The 24,002-nt window shown below is 69.9% G+C and carries 22 protein-coding genes, 1 tRNA gene, 1 other RNA gene and 1 pseudogene; 13 read left to right on the plus strand and 12 right to left on the minus strand.

Annotated features, from left to right (window positions below):
- Positions 1–260: 260 nt before the first annotated feature.
- Positions 261–1,019, minus strand: coding sequence for a phosphatase PAP2 family protein (locus ACSUPR_RS15505; protein WP_436892026.1), 759 nt, complete (start codon positions 1,017–1,019; stop codon positions 261–263).
- Positions 1,020–1,746: 727 nt separating this feature from the next.
- Here ACSUPR_RS15505 and ACSUPR_RS15510 point away from each other — a divergent pair.
- The 6 genes from ACSUPR_RS15510 to ACSUPR_RS15535 all read left to right on the plus strand — a co-directional run bounded on the left by ACSUPR_RS15510 (position 1,747) and on the right by ACSUPR_RS15535 (position 7,623).
- Entirely contained in the window at positions 1,747–2,424 is a 678-nt protein-coding gene (locus ACSUPR_RS15510) for a GntR family transcriptional regulator (protein WP_436885329.1), read from the plus strand.
- A gap of 496 nt (positions 2,425–2,920) precedes the next feature.
- Entirely contained in the window at positions 2,921–4,030 is a 1,110-nt protein-coding gene (gene pdhA, locus ACSUPR_RS15515) for a pyruvate dehydrogenase (acetyl-transferring) E1 component subunit alpha (protein ID WP_436885330.1), read from the plus strand.
- Positions 4,031–4,046: 16 nt separating this feature from the next.
- A complete protein-coding gene (locus tag ACSUPR_RS15520) occupies positions 4,047–5,060 on the plus strand; it encodes an alpha-ketoacid dehydrogenase subunit beta (protein ID WP_436885331.1) in 1,014 nt (337 codons plus the stop codon).
- 15 nt (positions 5,061–5,075) lie between these two features.
- Positions 5,076–6,389: a dihydrolipoamide acetyltransferase family protein gene (locus ACSUPR_RS15525; protein ID WP_436885332.1), complete on the plus strand. Its 1,314-nt coding sequence runs from the start codon at positions 5,076–5,078 to the stop codon at positions 6,387–6,389.
- Positions 6,390–6,497: 108 nt separating this feature from the next.
- Complete coding sequence (locus ACSUPR_RS15530) at positions 6,498–6,878, plus strand: DUF952 domain-containing protein (protein WP_436885333.1); 381 nt, start codon at positions 6,498–6,500, stop codon at positions 6,876–6,878.
- Between the two features lie 145 nt (positions 6,879–7,023).
- Positions 7,024–7,623, plus strand: coding sequence for an HXXEE domain-containing protein (locus tag ACSUPR_RS15535; protein WP_436885334.1), 600 nt, complete (start codon positions 7,024–7,026; stop codon positions 7,621–7,623).
- A 262-nt stretch (positions 7,624–7,885) separates the two neighbouring features.
- Here ACSUPR_RS15535 and ACSUPR_RS15540 read toward each other — a convergent pair.
- Positions 7,886–8,230: pseudogene (locus ACSUPR_RS15540) on the minus strand (PLD nuclease N-terminal domain-containing protein); the annotation flags it as partial.
- A gap of 253 nt (positions 8,231–8,483) precedes the next feature.
- Between ACSUPR_RS15540 and ACSUPR_RS15545 the strand changes: the two are divergent.
- Positions 8,484–9,218, plus strand: a complete 735-nt coding sequence (locus ACSUPR_RS15545) for a GntR family transcriptional regulator (protein ID WP_436885335.1) — start codon at positions 8,484–8,486, stop codon at positions 9,216–9,218.
- A gap of 64 nt (positions 9,219–9,282) precedes the next feature.
- On the opposite strand, the gene ACSUPR_RS15550 is transcribed toward ACSUPR_RS15545, so the two are convergent.
- The 5 genes from ACSUPR_RS15550 to ACSUPR_RS15570 form a co-directional block, all read right to left on the minus strand.
- Positions 9,283–10,341 carry an aspartate-semialdehyde dehydrogenase gene (locus ACSUPR_RS15550; protein WP_436885336.1) on the minus strand — a complete coding sequence of 353 codons (1,059 nt, stop codon included), beginning with the start codon at positions 10,339–10,341 and terminating at the stop codon, positions 9,283–9,285.
- Entirely contained in the window at positions 10,338–11,609 is a 1,272-nt protein-coding gene (locus ACSUPR_RS15555) for an aspartate kinase (protein WP_436885337.1), read from the minus strand. The genes ACSUPR_RS15550 and ACSUPR_RS15555 overlap by 4 nt, the downstream gene beginning before the upstream one ends.
- 180 nt (positions 11,610–11,789) lie before the next feature.
- On the minus strand, positions 11,790–12,389 hold the full coding sequence (recR, locus tag ACSUPR_RS15560; protein WP_436885338.1) for a recombination mediator RecR: 600 nt from the start codon (positions 12,387–12,389) through the stop codon (positions 11,790–11,792).
- Positions 12,390–12,658: 269 nt separating this feature from the next.
- Complete coding sequence (locus ACSUPR_RS15565; RefSeq protein WP_436892027.1) at positions 12,659–12,994, minus strand: YbaB/EbfC family nucleoid-associated protein; 336 nt, start codon at positions 12,992–12,994, stop codon at positions 12,659–12,661.
- Between the two features lie 55 nt (positions 12,995–13,049).
- Positions 13,050–13,460 carry a MerR family transcriptional regulator gene (locus ACSUPR_RS15570; RefSeq protein WP_436885339.1) on the minus strand — a complete coding sequence of 137 codons (411 nt, stop codon included), beginning with the start codon at positions 13,458–13,460 and terminating at the stop codon, positions 13,050–13,052.
- 69 nt (positions 13,461–13,529) lie between these two features.
- Here ACSUPR_RS15570 and ACSUPR_RS15575 point away from each other — a divergent pair, with 69 nt between their 5' ends.
- Positions 13,530–14,690 carry an alkene reductase gene (locus ACSUPR_RS15575; protein WP_436885340.1) on the plus strand — a complete coding sequence of 387 codons (1,161 nt, stop codon included), beginning with the start codon at positions 13,530–13,532 and terminating at the stop codon, positions 14,688–14,690.
- A 107-nt stretch (positions 14,691–14,797) separates the two neighbouring features.
- A complete protein-coding gene (locus tag ACSUPR_RS15580) occupies positions 14,798–15,994 on the plus strand; it encodes a methyltransferase domain-containing protein (protein WP_436885341.1) in 1,197 nt (398 codons plus the stop codon).
- Between the two features lie 102 nt (positions 15,995–16,096).
- On the opposite strand, the gene ACSUPR_RS15585 is transcribed toward ACSUPR_RS15580, so the two are convergent.
- Entirely contained in the window at positions 16,097–16,303 is a 207-nt protein-coding gene (locus tag ACSUPR_RS15585; RefSeq protein ID WP_436885342.1) for a DUF6243 family protein, read from the minus strand.
- 111 nt (positions 16,304–16,414) lie between these two features.
- Here ACSUPR_RS15585 and ACSUPR_RS15590 point away from each other — a divergent pair, with 111 nt between their 5' ends.
- Entirely contained in the window at positions 16,415–17,083 is a 669-nt protein-coding gene (locus tag ACSUPR_RS15590) for a TetR/AcrR family transcriptional regulator (RefSeq protein ID WP_436885343.1), read from the plus strand.
- Between the two features lie 21 nt (positions 17,084–17,104).
- Here ACSUPR_RS15590 and ACSUPR_RS15595 read toward each other — a convergent pair whose 3' ends face one another.
- Together ACSUPR_RS15595 and ffs are read right to left on the minus strand one after the other, a co-directional pair.
- On the minus strand, positions 17,105–19,240 hold the full coding sequence (locus tag ACSUPR_RS15595) for a DNA polymerase III subunit gamma and tau (RefSeq protein WP_436885344.1): 2,136 nt from the start codon (positions 19,238–19,240) through the stop codon (positions 17,105–17,107).
- 108 nt (positions 19,241–19,348) lie between these two features.
- Positions 19,349–19,444: signal recognition particle sRNA small type (gene ffs, locus ACSUPR_RS15600), an RNA gene on the minus strand.
- 94 nt (positions 19,445–19,538) lie between these two features.
- Here ffs and ACSUPR_RS15605 point away from each other — a divergent pair.
- Positions 19,539–20,879 (plus strand): DUF2252 domain-containing protein, encoded by a 1,341-nt coding sequence (locus tag ACSUPR_RS15605; protein ID WP_436885345.1) that lies wholly within the window; start codon positions 19,539–19,541, stop codon positions 20,877–20,879.
- 54 nt (positions 20,880–20,933) lie between these two features.
- Positions 20,934–21,021: transfer RNA gene (locus tag ACSUPR_RS15610), tRNA-Ser, on the plus strand.
- Here the strand turns inward: ACSUPR_RS15610 and ACSUPR_RS15615 are convergent.
- Entirely contained in the window at positions 21,009–21,902 is an 894-nt protein-coding gene (locus ACSUPR_RS15615; RefSeq protein WP_436885346.1) for a tyrosine-type recombinase/integrase, read from the minus strand. The two genes, ACSUPR_RS15610 and ACSUPR_RS15615, sit on opposite strands and share 13 nt — an antisense overlap.
- Here ACSUPR_RS15615 and ACSUPR_RS15620 point away from each other — a divergent pair.
- A complete protein-coding gene (locus tag ACSUPR_RS15620; RefSeq protein ID WP_436885347.1) occupies positions 21,893–22,408 on the plus strand; it encodes an HAD family hydrolase in 516 nt (171 codons plus the stop codon). The genes ACSUPR_RS15615 and ACSUPR_RS15620 overlap by 10 nt on opposite strands.
- 44 nt (positions 22,409–22,452) lie before the next feature.
- Here the strand turns inward: ACSUPR_RS15620 and ACSUPR_RS15625 are convergent, their stop codons facing one another.
- On the minus strand, positions 22,453–23,646 hold the full coding sequence (locus tag ACSUPR_RS15625; RefSeq protein WP_436885348.1) for a restriction endonuclease: 1,194 nt from the start codon (positions 23,644–23,646) through the stop codon (positions 22,453–22,455).
- Positions 23,647–24,002 lie beyond the last annotated feature (356 nt).

Below are 24,002 nucleotides of genomic sequence, written 5' to 3' on the forward strand. Positions count from 1 at the left end.
GTCCTGTGCGCTCATGTCCCTCTCCTCTCCCCCGGAACATACCCCGCAGGGGTATACACCGGACGGATCGCCGCACCGCTAGGCCTCTCTCCCTCCTAGTGATATACCCCGTAGGGGTATTCCCGCAAGGCCCGGAGGACACCTTGCGCAAGGAATGCTCTCGTGCCACGGCGGGGGCCGGCGGCGTCAGGGGATGTGCGCCGCACCCGGGAACGACGAAGGGGGCGCGGACCCCGTCGGCCCGCGCCCCCTTTCCCTGTTCAGGAGGCCGCCGCCCCCTCGTCCTCGCGCCCGTACCAGGGCCACCACTCGACCGTCCGCCCGTGCGGGAACATCCGGTCCAGCCGGATGGTCAGCCGCAGCGCGAACCCGCCGGCGATCATCCCCGCCACCAGGTCCGAGAACCAGTGGAAGTGCAGGTAGACCGAGACCGCCGACTGCAGCAGCGCGATCCCGACGATGCAGTACCCCAGCCGCCGGATGATGTGCGGCCGGGCCGCACCGAACCGGATGATCAGGTACAGCACCAGCCCGTAGATGAGGATCGCGTTGGACCCGTGCCCGGAGGGGAACGCCACGTTCCCCGCCCCCGCGAAGAAGTCGGGGTCGTAGTGCTTGGCGTGCCCGCGGTTGATGCCCAGCTTCATGATCGAGACCAGCGACATGATGCCGACCACGCCCACGGCGCTCAGGACGATCGGCCGCCAGCTCCGGTGCCAGTAGGCCAGCTGGAGCGCCACCGCCCCCAGCACCGGCAGGGCCACGTAACGGGAGGCCACGTTGTCGGGCCAGTGGATGAGGAACTCGCGCAGCACGTCCCAGTAGGGACGGTGGAACTCGTTGAGGAAGTTGTCCACCGGGTGCAGCGGCCCCGCGGCGAGCATCGTCACCACGATGAGCGCGACCGCGAGGATGATGGCGATGCGGTCCGAGGCCAGACCCCATGCGATCTCGCTCACGCTCGGCCACTTGACCGCGCGGACGACCGGGAGCCCCGGGGTGAGCGGGGCGTCGCGCACGACGGGGATGGAGCCGCTGTAGGGCCCCGCCACCGGGGTGGTCCTCTTTTCCCTGTCGTGCGTCGTGGTCACGTGTCTCGCCCTCGGATGCCGGGTCCTTGAAGAGTGCGTCATGTGCTCAGTGCTGTCTCACATGTTGTGGGCTCGCCTGTGGCACTGGCCGGGGGAAGGGCTAGCCGCGGATTGCCGGAAACGGGATTCCCCGGGTACTCGGGGTCGATGCTGCGGTGGGGACTTCCCCACCTCTCGTTCGACGGCCGGACCTTCGGGCCGGTTCACGGGGTTCCGTGAACACCGCCCCTGGGCAGGTCCGGTTTCCGAGGACCGCAGAGATAACGTCTGCGATACGTCGTCTGCTCCTGCGGTGCCCCCGCACCGCTTCAGGTCCCGAGCGCGGTTCACGGCGCTCCTGGTCGGTTTTACCGTCGCGTTCCTCACGTCCGCGCGGCTTGGTGTGAACATTGCCGACAGACGAGCCTACCTGGACACTTCCCCCCGTTGGTGGCTCCGCCGGTCAAGTGTGACCCTTCTACCTCGGACTTTGCCCCATGCCCGGATACTGGTCGCGGGCGGTTCACCGCCATGCGACACGTTCGTGAGCGTTCCGTTAGCTCTTCGAGTCCACCCGGCGAGGCGGCTCCCGCGCGTGTGGCAATCTTCAAGGAGTTTCCAGACGACGAGTGGAGCGGACGCGGTGCGCGCGGTCCGCGAACGGGAAGGGCCCTGGATGGTCGACCTGCCGAGGTTGCCGGATGACCCCTCGAAGCTGGCGCGCGAGCCGCTGCGGGAGCAGATCCGGCAGGTCCTGGTCGAGGGCCTGCTCTCCGGCCGCTGGCAGCCGGGCGAGCGCATCGTCGAACGCCGGATCGCCACGGAGCTGCGGGTCAGCCAGGCCCCGGTGCGCGAGGCACTGCGCGAGCTGGAGACGCTGCGGCTGATCGAGACGGTGCCGAACAAGGGCGCCCGGGTGCGCGACTTCGGCGTCCGGGACATGGCCGAGATCTATCCGGTGCGCGCGGGGCTGGAACTGGTGGCCGCCGAACTGGCGGCGCCGCGCCTGCGGGCCGACCCCTCCGCGCTGGAGCGGGAGGTGGACCTGCTCAAGCGGGCGACCGCCGAGGGCGACGTGTCCGAGCAGATCAGGCACAGTGTGGAGTTCCACCGGGAGGTCGTGCGGGCGGCCGACAACAGCGTGCTGCTGCACACCTGGGAGTCGCTGGGCGTCGAGGTGTGGACGGCCCTGTCGGTGCGCTGGCTGAACATGGAGCTGCACGCCAAGGCCGCCGACCACGACCAGATCACCAGGGCGTTCCGCGAGGGGGACGCCCAGGTGGGGCGGATGCTGAGCGACCACGTGCTGAACTACGTCGAGGCCGCCCTGAAGTCGGACGGGAGTTCGCGCTGACCCCGGGGTTCCGTCCCGACCCGCCCGACACGGGCGTTTCCCACCGATGAACCGCCCTCTCGGGTCGGGCTTCTGGTATCTGCCGTAAAGTCTTATTGATCGATCATCGATCAGACCGTAGAGTGTGGCGCGACGCACGTCACAGTGAACATCGGCCCTTACGGGCATCCGGAATCGTTCATCCGGCCGGTGAACGAACCCGGGACACCCGTCGCGGCAACCCTTCTCCGCCCCATGCATAGCGCGGTGGAGACCGGGAAGCATGCGATGAGGGGTCCGGTGACAACCGCATACGAGACCCCGCGAGCCTTCCGCGTCCGGGGGAGGACGAGCCACGCTCCCCAGGACGCACCCCGACAGCCACAGGAGCGCCGCCGCCGTTGAGCCCGGCGGCGGCGCATGCCGGAACCGCGCCCGACAGCGCGGCCCGGCGGGCCCCTCGCACCGCGGCCCACAGGCCGGGGTGCCGGGCCTCTCGTACGTAGAAAGGCACACCATGGCTGACACCACGGCCAAGCCGAAGGGCGCCGCCGCCAGGTCCTCCGGGACCCGCCGCCGCACCCGCAAGAACACCTCCCCCGGCCTCGGCGACGAGAAGCCCGAGTCCCTCCTCGACTACTACCGCCGGATGCTCTTCATCCGCCGCTTCGAGGAGCGCACCGCCCAGGCGTACACGCAGGCCCGCATCGGCGGCTACTGCCACCTGAACCTGGGCGAGGAGGCCACGGTCGTCGGCCTGATGGACGCTCTGCGCCCGGACGACTACCTCTTCACGAACTACCGCGACCACGGGTACGCGATCGAGAAGGGCATGGACCCCAAGAGGGTCATGGCCGAGCTCTACGGGCGCTCCGACGGCGTCTCCAAGGGCTGGGGCGGGTCCATGCACATGTACGACACCGCCACCCGGATGCTCGGCGGCTACGGCATCGTCGGCGGGCAGCTGCCGCTGGCCACGGGTGCCGCCCTGGCCATCTCCTACCGGGGCGGCGACGAGGTCGTCGTGTGCCAGATGGGCGACGGCACCACCAACATCGGCGCCTGGCACGAGTCCCTCAACATCGCCAAGCTGTGGAACCTGCCCGTCGTGTTCGTGGTGATCAACAACTTCACCGGCATGGGCACCACGGTCGAGATGTCCTCCGCCGAGCCGGAGCTCTACAAGCGCGGCTCCGCCTTCCGCATCGAGGGCGCGCGCGTGGACGGCCGCGACGTGCTCGCGGTCCGCGACACCGCCGCCGAGCTGGTCGAGCGGGCCCGCAAGGAGCAGACCCCGTTCCTGCTGGAGGCGTGGAGCTACCGGCAGAAGGGCCACTCCGTGGTCGACCCCGCCAAGTACCGCACCGAGGAGCAGTGGGAGGAGGCCCGGGCCGACGAGAACGACCCGATCGCCCTCTTCGAGGCGCGGCTGACCGAGGCCGGGGTCCTCACCGACGAGCTGCGCGAGGAGATCGCGGCCTCCGTCAAGGCCGAGGTCGCCGAGGCCGCGGACTTCGCCGAGAACAGCCCGCACCCGGACGTGTCGACGCTCTTCGACTACACGTACGCCACCCCGGTCCCCAACGAGTCGCGGCGCATGCCGGCCGACCCGGTGTTCGCAGAGTAGAGAAGGACGACGACACATGTCTGTGATCACCTACCGCCAGGCGCTGCGCGACACGCTGCGCGCCGAGATGGTCCGTGACGAGAACGTCCTCGTCATGGGCGAGGAGATCGGCGTCTTCGAGGGTTCCTACAAGATCACCGAGGGCCTGCTCAAGGAGTTCGGGCCCCGCCGGGTCAAGGACACCCCCATCGCCGAGGAGGGGTTCGTCGGCGCCGCCATCGGTGCGGCCATGCTGGGCCTGCGCCCGGTGGTCGAGCTGATGACCATCAACTTCTCGCTCATCGCGATCGACCAGATCATCAACCACGCCGCCAAGATCTACGGCATGTTCGGCGGCCAGACCAGCGTGCCCATGGTCATCCGCACGCCCGGCGGCGGCGGCCAGCAGCTCGGCGCGACCCACTCGCAGAACATCGAGCTGTTCTACTCCTTCATCCCGGGTCTGAAGGTGCTCGCCCCGAGCACCCCCGCCGAGGCCTCGTCGATGCTGCGCGCGGCCATCCGCGACGACGACCCGGTGCTGTTCCTGGAGAACCTGGGCCTGTACAACACCAAGGGCGAGGTCCCCGAGGACTACGCCCAGCCGGAGAACGACGACGTGGCGACCATCGGACGCGCCGCCGTCACCCGCGAGGGCACCGACATCACCCTCATCGGCTACTCCCGGATGGCCGTGGTCGCCACCCAGGTCGCCGAGAAGCTCGCCGAGGAGGACATCAGCGTCGAGGTCGTCGACCTGCGCAGCCTCCGCCCCCTCGACCGCCAGACCTTCGTGGACTCGGTCAAGAAGACCGGCGCCGCCGTCGTATGCGAGGACGACTGGCTCACCTACGGGATCGGCGCGGAGATCGCCGCGTCCATCCAGGAGGGCGCCTTCGACTACCTGGACGCCCCCGTTCGGCGGGTGGCCATGGCGGAGGTGCCGATGCCCTACGCCAAGCCGCTCGAGACCGCGGCCCTGCCGTCCATCGAGTCGATCAGCACCGCCATCAAGGAGACCCTGAGCGCCGTCGGCAAGCGGGTCGGGTAGAGGGAGTTCCAGTTCATGAGCGAGATCTACATGCCGCGCCTCTCCGACACCATGGAGGAAGGCGTCATCAGCACCTGGGTCAAGAAGGTGGGCGACAAGGTCGCCTCCGGTGACGTGCTGGTCGAGATCGAGACCGACAAGGCCGTCATGGAGTACGAGGCCTACGAGGACGGCTTCCTCGTGAAGCAGTCGGTGTCCGAGGGCGAGACGGTACCGATCGGCGCCGTCATCGGCGTGATCGCCGACTCCCCCGACGCGGTGCCCGACGACTCCGGCGCACCCGCGTCCGAGGAGGAGGCGGCCGAGGAGCCCGCCGGGGAGAAGGCCGGGGAGGCCGAGGAGGAGACCGGGGAGAAGGCGCAGGAGCCCGCTCCCGCAGCCGCTCCCGAGGCGTCGGCCCCCGCCGAGGGGGGCGAGCGTCCCCGTACCTCCCCGCTGGCCCGCAGGCTGGCCAAGGAGTACGGCCTGGACATCACCAGGATCAAGGGCTCCGGCCCGCGCGGCCGGATCGTGCGCGCCGACATCGAGGCCGCCGCCAAGGCGGGCGAGGGTGCCGCCGAGCAGGCCCCGGCCCAGGCTCCCGCGGCGCAGGCCGCCCCCGCCGCACCGGCGGCCCAGGCCCCGGCCTTCGACGACGGGCGCGACTCCGAAGAGGTGCAGATCGGCAACGTGCGCAAGGTGATCGCGCGCCGCCTGACCGAGAGCAAGCAGCAGGTCCCGCACTTCTACCTGCGCCGGACCGTCGACGCCGAGGCGCTGAAGGCCTTCCGCGGCCAGATCAACCAGCAGCTGGCGAGCACCGGTGCCAAGATCAGCTTCAACGACCTCATCGTCAAGGCCAGCGCCACGGCGCTGAAGCTGCACCCGGCGGTCAACTCCTCGTGGGTGGACGGCAGGCTGCTGCGGCACCGGCGGATCAACGTCGGCGTGGCCGTCGCCGTCGACTCCGGGCTGGTGGTGCCGGTCCTGCACGACACCGACAAGGCCACCCTGTCGGAGATCTCCGGCCGCACCCGCGAGCTGGCGGGCAAGGCCCGGGACGGCAAGCTCAAGCCGCAGGAGATGAGCGGCGGCACGTTCAGCGTGTCCAACCTGGGCATGTTCGGCGTGGACAGCTTCTCCGCCGTGATCAACCCGCCGGAGGCGGCGATCCTGGCGGTCGGCGCGATGCGCCAGGAGGCGGTGGTGGTGGACGGCGAGATCGCCGTGCGCAACCGGATCTCCCTGGAGCTGTCGGTGGACCACCGCGCGGTGGACGGCGCCGTCGGCGCGGCGTTCCTCAAGGACCTCGCGGAGATCCTCGAGGAGCCGATGCGGATCATCCTGTAGTACCGCGAACGCGCACGCCCCGGCCGGGTCCTCCGGCCGGGGCGTTCCGTTGTCCACAGCCTGTGGACGGCGCGGTGCGGCCGGCCGGGAGGGGGTAGGGTCCGCGGCATGGCCCTCATCCTGCACATGACCGAGCTGGAACGCTGGGAGTCCGGCGGCGACGTCGAGGCCGACTCCCTGGCGAGCCGGGGGTTCGTGCACGCCTCACCCGACGAGAAGACCCTGCTGGCGGTCGCGAACACGCTGTACGCCGATGCGGCCGGGCCCCTGGTCGCCCTGGTCGTGGACACCGGCGTCCTGGACTCCCTGGGGGTGCGGACCCGGTGGGAGGCCGCGGACCCCGCACCGCCACCCGGCACCGGGGACGACGTCCTGTTCCCCCATGTGTACGGGGCCGTTCCGCGCGAGGCGGTGGTGGCGGTCCGCCACCTGCGCCGCGCCCCGGACGGACGGTTCACCGCGCTCGGGGATCCGTCGGCGACCGTGTAGGGTCCGGTTCCCCGGCGGCCGCCGCCCGGGCTCCGGTGCACCGCCCCACCGCTCCCGGCACCGGTCCGGGCCCGGACCCGGTGCCGCCGCGGCGCGCACTAACGTGGGTCCGGCGACGGACGGCGCGGAACACGCGGGAGGTGCGGTGGCACGCTCGACGGAACGGGCACCGGAGGCGGCTGGAACGGTGCCGCCGACCGTGACCTGGGGGCTGTTCGCAGCCTGGGCCCTCCACGACCTGGAGGAGCTGGCGACCATCCCCGGCTGGTCGCGCCGGGCCCGCCCGCGCCTGCGGCGCGCGCTGCCCGGCGTCCCTGAGAAGGTGTGGGACCGGCTGGACGTCTCCCCCGCGCACAACGCCACCGCCATCGGCCTGATGGGCCTGGTGGTGGCCGCCGCGGCGGCCGACGGGGCGCGTACCGGCGGGCGGAGCGGTTTCTACCGGACGGTGCTCGCGGGCTTCGGGCTGCACGCCGTGATGCACGTGGCGCAGTCCGCGGCCACGCGCGGGTACACGCCCGGCGTGGTGACGGCTCCGCTGGTGGTGGCCCCGTTCGCGCTGTGGGCGCGGTCCAGGCTGCGCGCCGCCGGGGTGCCCGCCGCGCGCGGCGGCGGGATCGCCGCGGTCGCGGCGTTCCCGGTGGCCCTGGGAGCGGTCCACGGACTGGCCGCGCTGCTCACGCGCGACCGCCGGAGGCAGACGAGGCGGTGGGCCCGGCACCGGCCGGTCAGAAGCGACCGGTGAAGTGCTGCCGGGAATCCCCCGCGTAGTACTGCTGCGAGTCCATCAGGTGCTGCTGCGGGCCCGTCGTGTAGCGCTGCTGGGGTCCCGTCGTGTACTGCTGCTGGGGTCCCGTCGTGTGCTGCTGCGGCTCCGCCTGGTACTGGTTCGGCTCCGCCTGGTACTGGTTCGGCTCCGCCTGGTACTGGTTCGGCTCCGCCTGGTACTGCTGCGCCCCGCCGGGTTCGTGCTCCGTGCTGGGACGGGGGATCGGCCCGCTGTCGCGGACGTCGCTGTGCTGGCCGACGCTGGCCGGGCTGGTGTGCCGGACCTTGCCCTTGTCGATACCGAGGATCCGGTTCAGGTAGCCCTTCCTGCCGACCACGAACCAGGCGATCGCCCCGAAGACGGGGAACCAGAGGATGAAGAGCACCCACAGGAGCTTGCCGCCCGCGGTGGTGTTGCCGTCGAAGACCGCCGAGATGACGGCGGCGACCAGCAGCACGAGGAACAGGAGTCCGATGACGCCGACCACGATGCCCGTGATGCCGGTCATCCAGCCGACGGCCGTCCCGACCGGGTCCGTCGTCACGTCCGCGAGGACGATCCGTTCCGTGAGGTGATCGATCATGACTCCCCCAATCATGTAGTGAGCATGTCAATACGAAGAGTAATCATCATCGAGGCATACTCACCCTCATTTCACGGTTTTCGGGCGTTTCCTCGGCCCGTGATCGCCGGGCTACTCATCGGTACCGCCCCCCACCAGCGCTTTCCGCTGCTTTACTGAGAGGCATGGGCTCTCCTCCCCTCGAAGCGGTCCCACCCCGTCATCCTCTCCTGGCGGTCGAAGCCGGTCCGCGGGGCTCCGGGGTCGCGCGGCCGTGACCAGGAAACCCCGCTACGTCTGGCTCGCCGACCAACTCCGCGCACCCATCCTGCGCGGCGACATGCCCCCCGGGACCCGGCTCCCCTCCCGCACCCGGCTGGCCCGCAACTACCGGGTGAGCGAGCAGATCTCCCGGACCGCGCTGCGGCTGCTGGTCACCGAGGGCCTGGTGGAGGCCCGCCCCGGCTCCGGCTACTACGTGCGCGAGACCCCCGACGTGTTCCGGATCTGCCGCACCGACTCCACCTCCGGCTCGGGGCTGGGCCGCCTGTCCCGGGAGCCCCTGGGCACCGAACAGGAGCCCGGGGAGACACCGGTCGTCGAGCGGCTGAGACTGCGCGAGGGCGAACCGGTGTACCGCACCACGTCGCGCGGGCTGTCGGCGGGCCGGCCCATCACCCTGCACCGTTCCTGGGAGCCCGCCGCCCTCACCGTCGGAACGCTGCGAACCCCGTTCGACGCCCCGTCCGACGCGGGCCTGCTCGAACGCCTGGGAGCCGCCGGACACCCCGTCGACCGGGTCGTGGAGGAGGTCGGGGTGCGGGTGCTGCGCGAATCCGAGGCCGCGCTGCTCGACTCCACCGCCGGCATCCCCGTCCTGGTCGTGGAGCGCACCCACTACAGCGGCAACCGCCCGGTGGAGACCTCCGACCTCATCGGCACCGCCGACCAGTGTCGACTCCTCTACAAGTTGGCACTGGCCCGGCCGCGGCCGCGCGGGCGCAGCTGACCCGCGCACGCGAAGGGGGCGGTCGCCGCGGCGACCGCCCCCCCGGACCGGGGTCCCCGTCGGCTCAGGAGGTGAACTCCTGCGCCACGACCTCCGCGATCTGCGCGGTGTTGAGCGCCGCGCCCTTGCGCAGGTTGTCCCCGCACAGGAACAGGTCCAGCGACCTCGGGTCGTCCAGCGACCGCCGGATGCGGCCCACCCAGGTCGGGTCGGTGCCCACCACGTCGGCCGGGGTCGGGAACTCGCCCTTGGCCGGGTCGTCCAGCACGGTCACGCCCTCGGCCTTGCCCAGCAGCTCGCGGGCGGCGTCGGCGGTCACCTCCTGGGAGAAGGTGGCGTGCACGGTCAGCGAGTGGGTGGTGATGACCGGGACCCGCACGCAGGTGGCCGCGACCCGCAGGTCGGGCAGCCCCAGGATCTTGCGGGACTCGTTGCGGACCTTCAGCTCCTCGGAGGACCAGCCCTCGTCCTTGAGCGAGCCCGCCCACGGCACGACGTTGTAGGCCAGCGGTGCCGGGAACGGGCCCAGCTCGCCCACGGTGGCGCGGACGTCGCCCGCCTTCTCGCCCAGGGTGCGGTCGGCTCCGACGGCGGCCATCTGGTCGCGCAGGACGTCGATGCCCTCCTGGCCGGCGCCGGAGGCGGCCTGGTAGGAGGAGACCACCAGGTCGGTGACGCCGTAGGTGCGGTGGAGCGCACCGATGGCGACGATCATCGACAGGGTGGTGCAGTTGGGGTTGCTGATGATGCCGCGCGGCCGGTTGCGGACCTGCTCGGCGTTGACCTCGGGCACCACGAGCGGGACGTCCGGGTCCATGCGGAAGGCGCCGGAGTTGTCGACGGCGACCGCGCCGCGGGCGGCGGCGATCGGCGCCCACTCCTTGGAGACCTCGTCCGGCACGTCGAACATGGCGACGTCGACGCCGTCGAAGACCTCCGGGGCCAGGGCCTGGACGACGACGTCCTCGCCGCGCACCCGCAGCACCTTGCCGGCGCTGCGCGGGGAGGCGATGAGGCGGATCTCGCCCCACACGTTCTCCCGCCGGGTGAGGATGTCGAGCATGACGGTGCCGACGGCGCCGGTGGCGCCGACGACGGCCAGGGTGGGAAGACGGTTGCTCATCGGCCGGTACCTCCGTAGACGACGGCCTCGACCTGGTCGGCGTCGAGCTGGAACTCGGTGTGGGCGGCCTGGACGGCCGAGTCGATCTGGTCCTCCGTGACGATGACGGAGATGCGGATCTCCGAGGTGGAGATCATCTCGATGTTGGTCCCCGACCCCGCGATGGCGTCGAAGAAGCGGGCGGTGACCCCGGGGTAGGAGCGCATGCCGGCGCCGACCAGGGAGACCTTGCCGATCTTGTCGTCGTAGCGCAGCGACTCGAAGCCGACCTTGTCCTGGACCTTCTTCAGTGCGGACAGGGCCTGCTTGCCGAAGTCCTTGGGGACCGTGAAGGAGATGTCGGTGCGGGAGGTCGAGACCGCCGACACGTTCTGCACGATCATGTCGATGTTGATCTCGGCGTCGGCGAGGGCCTTGAAGATCGTGGCCGCCTCACCGACCTTGTCCGGAACCCCGACGACGGTGACCTTGGCTTCGCTCCGGTCGTGGGAGACCCCGGAGATGATCGGCTGTTCCATGCCTTCGCTTTCCTCGACTTCCGGAACGATCCAGGTCCCGGGCTTCTGGCTGAACGACGAGCGGACGTGCAGGGGGATGTTGTACCGTCGCGCGTACTCCACGCAGCGCAGGTGCAGGATCTTGGTCCCGCTGGCGGCCATCTCCAGCATCTCCTCGTAGGAGACCTGGGGAATGCGCCGGGCGCTGGGGACGATGCGCGGGTCGGCGGTGAACACGCCGTCCACGTCCGAGTAGATCTCGCACGCGTCCGCCTCCAGGGCGGCGGCCAGGGCCACGGCGGTGGTGTCCGAACCTCCACGCCCCAGGGTGGTGATGTCCTTGGTGTCCTGGGAGACGCCCTGGAAACCGGCGACGATGCAGATCGCCCCCTCGTCCACGGCCTCCCGGATGCGACCGGGCGTCACATCGATGATCTTGGCGTTGCCGTGCAGGGACGTGGTGATCACGCCCGCCTGCGAGCCGGTGAACGAGCGCGCCTCGAAGCCGAGGTTGGCGATGGCCATGGCGACCAGCGACATGGACATGCGCTCACCGGCGGTGAGGAGCATGTCCAGCTCGCGGGCCGGGGGCATCGGGGACACCTGCTCGGCGAGGTCGATGAGCTCGTCGGTGGTGTCGCCCATGGCCGAGACCACGACGACGACGTCATATCCCGCTTTTTTCTGAGCGACGATCCGCTGGGCTACTCGCTTGATGGCTTCCGCGTCGGCCACGGAAGACCCACCGTACTTCTGCACGATCAAGGCCACGGTCGATGCTCCTGAGGAGTTGGGTTCACAGAGGATTGCAATGGAGTCTAACCGGCGGCGTCTTCGTCACCCCGTCCCACCTGGGACGGGACGGCTCGGGGCGTACCGGCGCACCGGGCACGGGTTACCCGATCATCCGGAGAGTACTCATATTTCAGCTCGGTTACGGCGAAATGTGAGCTAGAACTCGAGGCTGCGGCGCCCCTCGAAGGCGCGTCCCAGAGTGACCTCGTCGGCGTATTCGAGATCGCCGCCGACGGGAAGGCCGCTGGCCAACCGGGTCACTTTGAGACCCATGGGTTTGACCAGGCGGGCGAGGTAGGTGGCGGTCGCCTCCCCCTCGAGATTGGGGTCGGTCGCCAGGATCAGCTCGGTGACCTCGCCGTCGGCGAGGCGTTTCATGAGCTCCTTGACCCGCAGGTCGTCCGGACCCACGCCCTCGATCGGGCTGATGGCCCCGCCCAGGACGTGGTAGCGCCCGCGGAACTCGCGGGTGCGCTCGACGGCGACGACGTCCTTGGACTCCTCGACCACGCAGATGACGGCGGGGTCGCGGCGGGGGTCACGGCAGATCCGGCACTGCTCCTCCTCGGCGACGTTGCCGCAGACGGAGCAGAAGCGCACCTTCTCCTTGACCTCGACCAGCGCGCCGACGAGGCGCTTGACGTCCGCGTGCTCGGCGGCCAGGAGGTGGAAGGCGATGCGCTGCGCGCTTTTCGGACCGACGCCGGGCAGCCGCCCGAGCTCGTCGATCAGATTCTGCACCGCGCCTTCGTACATCGCCCGTCCATTCGGTCGGACCGTTCTGTCGCGGGGCGGTCCGTCACCCCGTACCACCACCGTATAGGGAACGACGACCTTCCGTGTACGGGCCGGGTCGCCGTCGTCGTCCGCCCCCGGAGCGGAGCGCGGGTCCGGGCCGCCGTACCCCTGGTTCGTGCAGGGCGCTCCCCGGGGGGCGCCCTGCACGGTGGCCGAACCGCGGCCGCGGGCCGTCCGCCGAGGACCTCCCGGACCCCGACGGGCCGGCAGGAGCGGAGGGGCGGGGCCTAGAAGCCGGGCAGGCCGGGGATGCCGCCGCCGCCCAGGCCCTGGGTGAGCGGGCCCATCTTCTCCTGCTGGAGCCGCTCGACCTGCGCCTCGGCGTCGCGGATGGCCGCCAGGACCAGGTCCGCGACGGTCTCGGCGGTGTCCGACGCGTCGTCGGGGTCCACGGCCTTGGGGTCGATGGTGATGTCCTCGACCTGTCCGCGCCCGCTCAGCGTGACCTTGACCAGGCCGCCGCCGGAGGTGCCCTCCACCGCGGCCTCGTCCAGGGCCTGCTGGGCCTGCACGAGCTGCTGCTGCATCTGCTGGGCCTGCTGGAGCAGGGCCTGCATGTCCATTCCGCCAGGATTCACGGCCGTCTCCTCGTCGCACCCGCGGTGCCGGGTCTCGATGTCATGTCCGTATGCCTGTGAGGGTAACCGGTTCCGGCGCGGCGGGCGGGCCCGCGGCCGCACGGGCCGCGGCGGCCTCGCCGATGATCGTGTCGAGGGCGTCGCGGGTCCGCTCCAGGGAGCGGACGGCGGCGTCCACGCGCTCCCGCTCCGCCCGGAGCATGTCGAGGAGGTCGGGGGCGGGGCCGCCGTTCTCATTGGCGTACATGCAGGGCATGACGCGGCGGACGGTGTCGCTGTTGAGCCCCGCCGCGTACAGGCAGCGGATGCGCTCGACGCGTTCGACGCTGCCCTCGGCGTACTCCCGGTGCCCGCCCGGGGAGCGCGTGGCGGACAGCAGGCCCTGCTCCTCGTAGTAGCGCAGGGAGCGGGGGCTGGCCCCGGTCCGCCGGGCGAGTTCGCCGATCCTCATCGGGCCCTCCCATGAACTGCGTCACAAACCCTTGAATCTGACACCCGTGTCAGATTTTACGCTCACGCCATGACGACGACAACGGCGCGGACCGCCACGCACACCGCGCAGACCCACCCGCTGCTCACGCCCCACGACCTCTCCGGGCTCACCCTGCCCAACCGGGTGGTCATGGCCCCCATGACCCGGCTGCGCGCCGACCGGGACGGCGTGCCCACCCCGCTGATGGCCGAGTACTACCGCCAGCGCGCCGGGGCCGGACTCATCGTCTCCGAGGGGATCGCCCCGGAGCCCGGCGGGCGCATCCACCCCCTCCAGCCCGGTCTGGACACCGCCGGGCAGATCGAGGCCTGGCGTCCGGTGACCGGGGGCGTGCACGCGGCCGGCGGCCGGATCTTCGCGCAGATCATGCACGGCGGGCGCAACAGCCATCCCGCCAACCTTCCCGGCGACCGGACCCCGGTCGCCCCCTCCGCGGTCGCCGCCCCCGGCCGGGTGCACACCCTCGGGGGCAAGGCCGACCCGGTCGCCCCGCGGGCCCTGACCGCCCGGCAGGCACGGGACCTCGCCGAGGGGCACGCGGAGGCGGCCCGCCGGGCGCTGCGCGCCGGTTTCGACGGGATCGAGATCCACGGGGCGAACAGCTACCTCGTCCACCAGTTCCTGGCCGACGGGACCAACCTGCGCACCGACCGGTACGGCGGTTCGGTGGCCGGGCGCATCCGGTTCGCGGTGGAGGCGGTCGAGGCGGCGGCCGACGCGATCGGGGCGCACCGGGTGGGGTTGCGCATATCCCCCGGCAACCCGGAAGGTGGAATGGTGGAGCGGGACCCCGCTCCCGTGTACCGGGCGCTGCTGGCGGCCCTGGCCCCACTCGGCCTGGCCTACCTGCACGTCAGCGACGATCCGCGCTACCCCGCGCTGGACGACCTGCGGCCCCGGTGGGCGGGCACCCTGGTGGGCAACACCGGGGAGCACGTCGAGACCACACAGGAGAGCGCCACCGCGCTCGTCGCCTCGGGCCGGGCCGACCTGGTGTCGGTGGGGCGGCCCTACATCTTCAACCCCGACGTGGTGGAGCGCATCGCGGCCGGGGTGGCATGGACGCCGATTCGGGGAAAGGACTACCACTACGGCAGCGGTCCGCACGGATATGTGGACCTTCCCCGGCACGATGAGGTTGCAACTCTCCGAATGTCCGTTTCCACCAGCGAAAATATCGAAGAGTAGCGATAAAATCACTGCCGGTTGAAATCGTGCCCCGCGGGGCACAACCGTCCCGGCGGTGTGCGCGAACACCGCCGGTCAGAACAACAGGCACGGGGGTCGAGGACGTGTTGACCGCACGAGAGCGCCATTCGGCGCTGATCGAGGCGATGATCGCGGACGGCACCCTGGTCGACGCCCCGCTCATCGAGGCGTTCCGATCGGTGCCGCGGCACCGGTTCATACCCGAGACCGGGGCGCTGACCGCCCACGGGACCGCACTCAACGCGGCCAGTGACCCCGACCTGTGGTTATCCGCCGTCTACGCCGACAACGCCATCGTCACCCGGGTGGACGAACCCGGCGTGCTCACCCCCCGCGAGGAGCAGCCCGCCCCCGGGGACCGTCCGCTCCGGGAGCGCGGGGTGCCCGAACAGCGGCGCCCCGCCCCCGACCGGGCGACCTCCTCCAGCGCGGCGCCCACCGTCCTGGCCCGGATGCTGGAACTGGCCGACCTGGCCCGCGGGCTGAGGGTTCTGGAGGTCGGCACCGGCACCGGCTGGAACACGGCGCTGCTGGCGCACCGGCTGGGCGACTCCGCCGTGGTGTCCGTGGAGGTCGACGAGCTCCTGGCCCGGACCGCCCGGGAGACCCTGCGCACCGAGGGCTACACCCCGGCGGTGCGCGTCGGCGACGGTTACGAGGGGCTGCCCGAGCAGGCCCCCTACGACCGGATCGTCTCGTCCTGCGGGGTGCGCCGTGTCCCGCCCGCCTGGATCGCCCAGCTCGTCCCGGGCGGGCTGGCCGTGTGCCCCTGGGGCCTGCTGGAGGGCGCCGGCGTGCTCGCCCGCCTCGTGTGCCCCGGCGACGGGACCGCCCGGGCGAGCTTCCACGGCGGCGTCGGGTTCGTGCCGCTGCGCACGCCCGGCCCCCGGCTCCCCCCCGTTCGCGACGCGGGGCAGCAGCCCGACGAGTACCGGCTCACCCAGAAGGACCCCGTGGCGCCGCTGATGGCCTTCCCGTCGGCGTTCGCGCTGTCGGTGATGGTCCCCGACTGGCGGCTGCGACGCCGGTGGATCGGAACCGGGTCGGGGGTGTGGGTGTGCGACCGGGCCGGGGACTCCTGGGTCCGCGTGTACCCCTACGGCACCTCGTGGATGATCGAGCAGGGCGGGCCGCGCAGTATCTGGGACGAGTTCGAGGAAGCGCTGGAGGAATGGGGGCGGCTGGGCTCGCCCGGCCCCGACCGCTTCGGGCTGTCGGTGGACGGGGACGGGGCGCACCGGGTGTGGCTGGGGTCGCCCGACCACCCCGGCTGGCCGGTCTGAGCACCGGTCCGTCCCCGGGGCGGGGCCGGACCACGCCGGTGCCCCCGGACCGGGAGCGGTCCGGGGGCACCGGGACGGGGAAGCGGCCCTGCGCCGGGTCCGCTACTTCTCGGCGGCCGCGCCGGAGTCCTCGGAGCCCTCGGGCCTCTCGGCCTGGGTGCGCTCCTTGATCTTGCGCAGCAGGTCCTCCTTGCGGCGGCGGGCGTCGTCGCTGGGGCCGCTGGGGCCGCCCTTGGCGCCCTTCGCGGAGGAACGGGAGACGCCCCGCCCGCCGCCCAGGCCGAGGAGATTGTCGTTGTTGCGGGCCATGGGACCTCCCCCTGGGCGAGTCTCGGCTCGCCCTGTACTGTGCCGGTCCCCTGAAGGTTACCGCCAGCAAGACGATACGTCTCGTCCTTTTCTGGGGCTAACGTGGGAGGTATGGCACAGACCAGCACTCCGGGAGAACCGGCGCGGCCCGCCCCGAACCCCGGCCGCCGCAGCGAGCGGGCACGCCGGGCCATCCTCACCGCTGCGGGCGAGCTGCTGGGCGAGGTCGGCTACGCCCGGCTGACCATGGAGGCGATCGCCTCCCGGGCCCGCGTCGGCAAGCAGACCATCTACCGCTGGTGGCCGACCAAGGCCGCGGTGGTGTTCGACGTGTTCACCGAGATGACCGGCGGGAGCGCGGGCGACCCGCTGCCCGACACCGGCGACCTGGACGCCGACCTGCGCACCGTACTGCACGCGATCGTCGACGAGTTCGCCGACCCGCTCATGGACCGCATCAACCGCGTGCTCGTCGCGGAGGTGCAGACCGACCCGGAACTGGCCGAGAGCGTGATGGAGATGCTGCTGCGCCCCAACCTCCGGGCCTTCGAGGAGCGGATGCAGGCCGCCCGCGCGGCCGGACAGATCGCCTCCGGGACCGATCCGGCCCTGGCCGTGGACCTGCTGCTGGCGCCGGTGCAGCAGCGGTGGCTCATGCGGAGCGGGGAGCTGACGCACGCGTACGTGGACGCCCTCGTCGACACCGTGATGCACGCCCTGCGGTCGGAGGACCGGCCGGGGGACACCGTGCCCCCGGGGGAGGACGGCTCGGCGTCCTGACCCCCGCGGGGAGGCCGCGGATCACAGGGAGGCGTCGTCGGGGGCGCCGTGCTCGATCTCCTCGATGACCTTGCCGCCGAGGTGCGTCTCGATGAGGGCGGCGCCCGCGCCCGGGGGCGGCGGTGCGTCCGACCGGGCCGGGCCCGGGGAGCCGACCGGTGCGGGAGCCGGTGCGGCGGCCGGAGCGGCGGGTGCGGCGGCGGCCGGGGCCCGCTCCGGAGCGGTGGCGCGCGCGGCGGTGGCGCCCGCCGGCTCGGGCCCGAAGTCCTCCGGCGGCGGGGCGGCCGCGGCGTCCTCGTACGGGTCCGGCGGCGGCTCCTGCAGTCCGGTGACGATGCGGTCCGGCGGCGGCCCCGCCGGAGCCTCCTGCGGCCGGGCCTGCGGCTCCGGCGGGGTCGGGCGCTCCGGGGCGGCCGGCGCCGGTGCGTCCTGCCGCGGGGCCGCGGGCTGCGGGGCGTCCCAGCCCGCCAGCTCGGCGCGCCGGGCGGGGGCCGGGCCGCCTCCCCCGGAGACGGCGGTCACCCGCACCTCCATGCCCAGCACCTGCCGGACCGCGGAGGCCACCACCTGGTCGCTGCCGCTGTTGCCGAAGCCCCGGGCCTCGTTGGGCCGGGAGAAGCCGAGGACGACGGCGTTGCCCTCCATGCCGACCGGGCGCACGTCGCTGCCGCTCAGCACCATCCAGGTGAAGCGGCGCAGCCCCTTGACCGCGTCCAGGATCTGCGGCCAGGCGCTCTGGATCCGGCCCAGGTCCGCCGAACCGCCGCCCTGCGGTGCGGCGGAGGCGGGCGCCGGTGCGGCCGGGACCGGTTCGCGCCGGGCCGGGGCTGCGTCCCAGCCGTCGGGCTCGGCGGCCTGCGGCTGCGGAGCACGGGCCGGGGCCTGCGGCGGCTCCGGCCGTTCCTGCGGAGCGGGCCGGGCCTGCGGCTGCGGCGCCTGGGGCTGGGGTGCCGGGGCGGCCGGGGGCGCCTGGGCGGCGGGCGCCGCCATCGGCCCCGCGGCGATCCGCCGCTCCATCTGCTCCAGCCGGGCCAGCAGCGCGCCCTGGTCGCCGTCGGCCGACGGCAGCAGGATGCGCGAGCACATCAGCTCCAGCACCAGCCGCGGGGCCGTCGCCCCGCGCATTTCCGTCAGTCCCTGGTTGAGGAGGTCGGCGCCCCTGGTCAGCTCCGCCGGGCCCAGCCGGGCCGCCTGCGCCTTCATCTGGTCGGCGGACTCGGCCGCCACGTTCACCAGTCCCTTGTCCAGAGCGTCCGGGACCGCGGCGAGCACCACCAGGTCGCGGAACCGCTCCAGCAGGTCCGTGGCGAACCGGCGGGGGTCGTGGCCGCCCTCCACCATCCGGTCGATCAGGGAGAACACCGCGGCGCCGTCGCGGGCGCCCAGGGCGTCCACCATCTCCCCGAGCAGGCTGGAGTCGGTGTAGCCCAGCAGGGACACCGCGCCCTCCCGGGTGATGCCCTGGTCGTCCGAGCCCGCGATGAGCTGGTCCAGCACCGACAGGGTGTCGCGGGCCGAGCCCGCCCCCGCCCGCACCACCAGCGGCAGCGCCGCCGGGTCGTAGGGCACCTTCTCCTGCTCCAGGAGGTCCTCCATCAGCTCCCGGAGGGTGCTCGGCGGGATCAGCCGGAACGGGTAGTGGTGGGTGCGCGACCGGATCGTGCCGATGACCTTCTCCGGCTCGGTGGTCGCGAACACGAACTTCAGATGCGGCGGGGGCTCCTCCACCAGCTTCAGCAGCGCGTTGAAGCCCTCGCGGGTCACCATGTGCGCCTCGTCGATGATGTACACCTTGTAGCGCGAGCTGACCGGCGCGAAGAACGCTCGTTCGCGCAGGTCGCGGGCGTCGTCCACACCACCGTGGGAAGCCGCGTCGATCTCGATGACGTCGATGCTGCCGCCGCCGTCGGGCGCCAGCGCCACACACGAGTCGCACTCGCCGCACGGGTCCGGGGTGGGGCCCTGGGCGCAGTTCAGGGAGCGGGCCAGGATGCGCGCGCTGGTGGTCTTGCCGCAGCCCCGGGGGCCGCTGAACAGGTACGCGTGGTTGATGCGGCCGCTGCGCAGCGCCTGGCGCAGCGGTTCGGTCACGTGCTCCTGTCCGCGCACCTCGGCGAACGTCGCGGGACGGTACTTGCGGTACAGCGCGATGCTCACGGCGTGATCACTCCCCTGGTCCCTGCCACGGGTCCATTCAACCCGCGAGCACCGACAGCTCGCGCCGGTTCCGGGAAGGAACCGGGGGTGGACCGGGCCGGAGAAAACAGAAAGGACCCCCCGCGCACCCGCCAGAGCCCACTTATCCTTGCTGCCTTCCGGCCCTGGGGAGGTTCATGGGGTGACGCCGCACGAGGGGTCTGCCCAGCAGTCTATCCGAACACCGGGGTGCTCGGGCAAGCGGCCGGGTCCGGCCGCCCGGTGGCCATCCGACGGGACATGACGGGATGATGGGCGCATGTTCGACCCCCACTCCCCAGTCGACCGGTCCCCCGAGCGCCGCGACCTCATCGTCTCCGTCCTGGAGAACGCCTTCGCCGACCTGATGGCCGAGGCCCCCGCCGCCTTCCGGGTCAAGTTCCGCAAGATGGCCGCCGACCCCTTCGCCTTCTACCGCGGCAGTGCCGCCCTGTTCTACGCCGACGTCGGCGGCGCCGACGACCCGTGGGCCGACGACCGCACCTCCCGGGTGTGGATCCAGGGCGACCTGCACAGCGAGAACTTCGGCACCTACATGGACGCGACCGGCCGGTTCGTGTTCGACGTCAACGACTTCGACGAGGCCTACCCGGGACACTTCACCTGGGACGTGCTGCGGCTGTCGGCGAGCATCGCCCTGACCGCCTGGCGCAAGGCCCTGTCCGACGAGGACATCGACGTGCTCGTGCGCCGCTGCGTCGACTCCTACGTCGCCCAGGTGGCGGCGTTCGCCGAGAACGGCGGCGACCGCGACTTCTCCCTCAAGCTCGACAGCACCGACGGCACCGTCCACGACGTGCTCCAGCGGGCCCGGCTCCGCAGCCGGTCCGACATGCTCCTCTCCATGACCCGCCGGGAGGGGTACGCCCGCCTGTTCCGCGACGGGCCCAACGTGCGCAGGCTCGGCGACGACGAGCGCGAGCGGGCCATGGCCGCCTACCGCGCCTACCTCGACACCATCCCGGCGGACCAGCGGCACGGCTCCATCAGCTACGAGGTCAAGGACGTGGTCGGCAGCGGCGGGTTCGGCATCGGCTCGGCGGGCCTGCCCGCGTACACGTTCCTGGTGGAGGGCCCCTCCGAGGCCTGGGAGAACGACCTGGTGCTGTCGATGAAGCAGGGCAACGTGGCCGCCCCGTCGCGGGTGGTGCGCGACCCCGAGATCATGGACGCCTTCGAGCACCACGGGCACCGCACCGCCGTGTCGCAGCGGGCGCTCCAGGCCCACACCGACCCGCTGCTCGGGCACACCGAGATGAACGGGCGGGGGTTCGTCGTGAGCGAGGTGTCGCCCTACACCACCGACCTGGACTGGGACGGGCTCACCGAGCCCGCGGACATCGCGCCGGTGCTCGACTACCTGGGCCGGGCCACCGCGAAGGCGCACTGCGTGTCCGACTCCCACGCCGACGACTCCCTCGTGGAGTGGCAGGTCGAGGAGGCGCTGACGAACGTGCTGGCCGGCCGCGAGAAGGAGTTCACGGACTGGTGCGCCGCGTTCGCCCACTCCTACGCCGCCCAGGTGCGCGCCGACCACGCGCTCTTCGTCGACGCCTTCCGCAACAACGCCATCTCCGGGGTGCGTTCCAGCCGCGGTTGACCGGCCGGAGAAACCCGTTCGAAGCACACCCCGGGAACCTGTAGAGTTGTTCGCGGAGGATTCGCCTAGTGGCCTAGGGCGCACGCTTGGAAAGCGTGTTGGTGGCAACGCCTCAGGGGTTCGAATCCCCTATCCTCCGCCACGGCTACCAGCCGGAACGTTGGCCCGGAGCGCACAGCGCCCCGGGCCTTCGTCGTTCCTAGTCTCAGTTCCAGTCTCAGTCGGCCTGCTGGGAGCCGGGACCGCCCTCCCCCGGGGAGCCTCCCAGATCATCCCTCCGAGCCGGTCAGCGACGTCCGCACGGACCTCGTCGACCACGTGCTGGTAGCGATTGGCCATGGACGCCGACGACCAGCCCATGAGCGCCATGATGGCCCGGTCGGGCACCCGAAGGATCAGGAGGACGGTCGCGGCGGTGTGCCGGGCGTCGTGCAGGCGGGACTCCCGCAACCCGGCCTGCTGGAGGATCGCCTTCCACTCCCGGTAGTCGGTGTTGGTGTTGAACGGCCGACCGAACTCGTCGGTGAAGACCCATCCGCCTTCGTTCCAGTGGTCCTGTGCGGCCTCGCGCTCCTTGTCCTGGATCTCTCTGTGGCGCCGCAGGAGGGCGGCCCCGGGGTCGGGCAGGCCGACCGGGCGGCGGCCCGCCTTGAACTTGGTGTCCTTGGTCAACGGGTTAGTGCGGACCTTCTGCGGGCACAGGCCTGGCTTGCGCCCGCAGGTGTCCCCGCAGCCGTGTTCGTACTTGGGTCGGAGCAGGCTCCGGCGGACCCGCAGAGTGCCCGAGGCGAGGTTGACGTCGGTCCATTTCAGCCCGAGGACTTCGCCCTGGCGCAGGCCCAGGGCGAGGGCGATCGCCCATCGGGCTCCGTTGCGGCGATCGGCGACCAGTTCCAGGAAACGGCGGATCTCCTCGACCGTGTAGGGCTTGACCTCATTCCTCTCCGAGTTGGGGGGCTTGGCCAGTTCGGCGGGGTTGTCACCGGCGAACATCTTGCGCTTCCTGGCCTTGTATGGAGGCACTCCGTTACCTTTTTAAAGCCTCCTCAGAGCGGCAATCCGAGTCCGATCTGATGCTCCGGGAGGCGGAAGCCCTTTCCGTGGCAGATGCATCCCCGACACCTGGTTTTGTCGAATTCATAGAGGCGTGCAAGGAGACAGGGCGCCCTCTAGTGGTGGTCAGCAACAACTCCCCAGAGGCTGTATCGGCCTTTCTCGAATCACACGATCTCACCAGTCTGGTTGACGGAGTCTTTGGGTGCAGCACGGACTCGCCGGAATTGATAAAGCCGCACCCCTATCTCCTCGAACTGACTTTGAAGGAGTTGCCAGTCAGACCCAGCGACTGCCTCATGGTTGACGACTCGGTGACCGACATCCAAGCGGCAAAGGCCGTGGATGTTCTCGTTGTTGGATACGCCAATCAACTGGGCAAGGCAGAGAGTTTCCGCTCACAAGGAAGAAATGCCATAACGGAAGATATGACAGAGCTCGCCAGAGAGATTTGGCCCACTAAACCCGTGAAGTGAAAACGCCCAAGTCGGAACAATTTTTTGTTGCCGAAAATAGAAAATTACAAAGGCCGAACCACATCCGAATACTTCTTCAATATCTGCGGGTTCTTGCGGAGTCGACTCTCTATCTCAATTCTACTCCACCACCCAACAAAATAATCACCCCTAGCTTCAAGCTCCTTGAGCAAATCGATTACGGCGACGGCAATCTGACTCGAAGAAACTAGAAAATAACCTTCTCCTCGGTATCGGAAAAGCGTATCGAGAATACCTGCACCTAGGTCAGATCTACCCACACTCTTTTTGCGCGCCTTGCACTGAACTATAACTTCTCTTTCTTGACTCAAAGGCCCCTCATCCATAAGTCTCCTAGATTGCCGGGAGGGTGTAGTCCACGAGACCAACAAGTCTCGCCCACCATCTCCCTCGCTCGGGGCCCCGACCGATCGAACTTCACGGACGCCAGGCTCTACTTCAAGCAAGTCATAAACGAGCCTTTCAAATCTTCCGCCGTCTATTTTTTCAGACCAAAAGAAATCTTCCGGAGGAAATAGCAGCTCCTGTTCGCGCCTATTTCTTTCAAGGATCAAAGACCGCTCCCTCTTATATTCTTCAACCCCACTATCACATCGAAGCATGATTGCCCTGTCATTTTGGGCTATTATTGCAGCGTTCTCCAAAGGAATTACCGTAGCCAAAGACGAGGGGCTGTCACTAGAAGCCAAATCTCCATCTAGCTCGAAGATTCTATCTGCCACCTCAAACACTTCACGGGGAATGAAGTTGTCAAAGACGGGCCCCGCATAAAGAAAACCATCGACGCCAAAAACCTCTCTATCGGGAAATACCCTCATTAGCTCCAACAGATCTGCTATTTCCGCTGACTCGAGCACAGCGACATCACCATCAGAAGTCCTATAGTAGAGCCAGTCAGCACTCAGGCGTTGATTGTATATATCGTTTTCAGGAGTAGACCTCCCGAGGGCCTTTGCTATTCCAAGAGCCCACTCCGCGGCTTCCACTTGCCCTGCATCGTAATTGTCCCCCTCCAGAGAACCCTCATCAGGATGCCAGAAGGAAGTATGGTTATGTGCCAAGCGCTCAAAGGTATCCAAACCCCCTATTAGCCTGTCTATAAATTCTAGACTTCTTTCATCGGGCGGAAGGATATGGCCCTGCGATTGCCCCGGGATGAGATATCTCCCATAAAGCTCACCCGGGATTCCACTAGCTGGATGATCGACGTCGACCATCGCCGAAGAACAGAAACCGGAATAACGAAAAAAAGATGACGTCAGCCACGAAGCTACGTCGCTCACATCAGTTCGGCCCCCCCTAAAGAACCGAAGAGCACTACACTGCAACGCTACGAAAATATCTCCCTCCTTAATCTCTTCGAAAATTATACTAACAGGCGAACAAGGGAGGCCGACTTTTAGCCTGCCGGGCATTTGATAAGAGTCAAAGTGAGGGTCGTTGGCAACCAGGGCCTTGATTTCCTTTAGCATTCCACCAACCATTCACATTCGAACGAAGACTCAAACAAGGGAATTCTACAGGAAAATAAATGATTCTCAAATTCCTATACTTGGCATCTCCGTGTAAGTTC

The organism is Nocardiopsis dassonvillei, assembly GCF_964273065.1.
Taxonomy (GTDB): Bacteria; Actinomycetota; Actinomycetes; order Streptosporangiales; family Streptosporangiaceae; genus Nocardiopsis; species Nocardiopsis dassonvillei_B.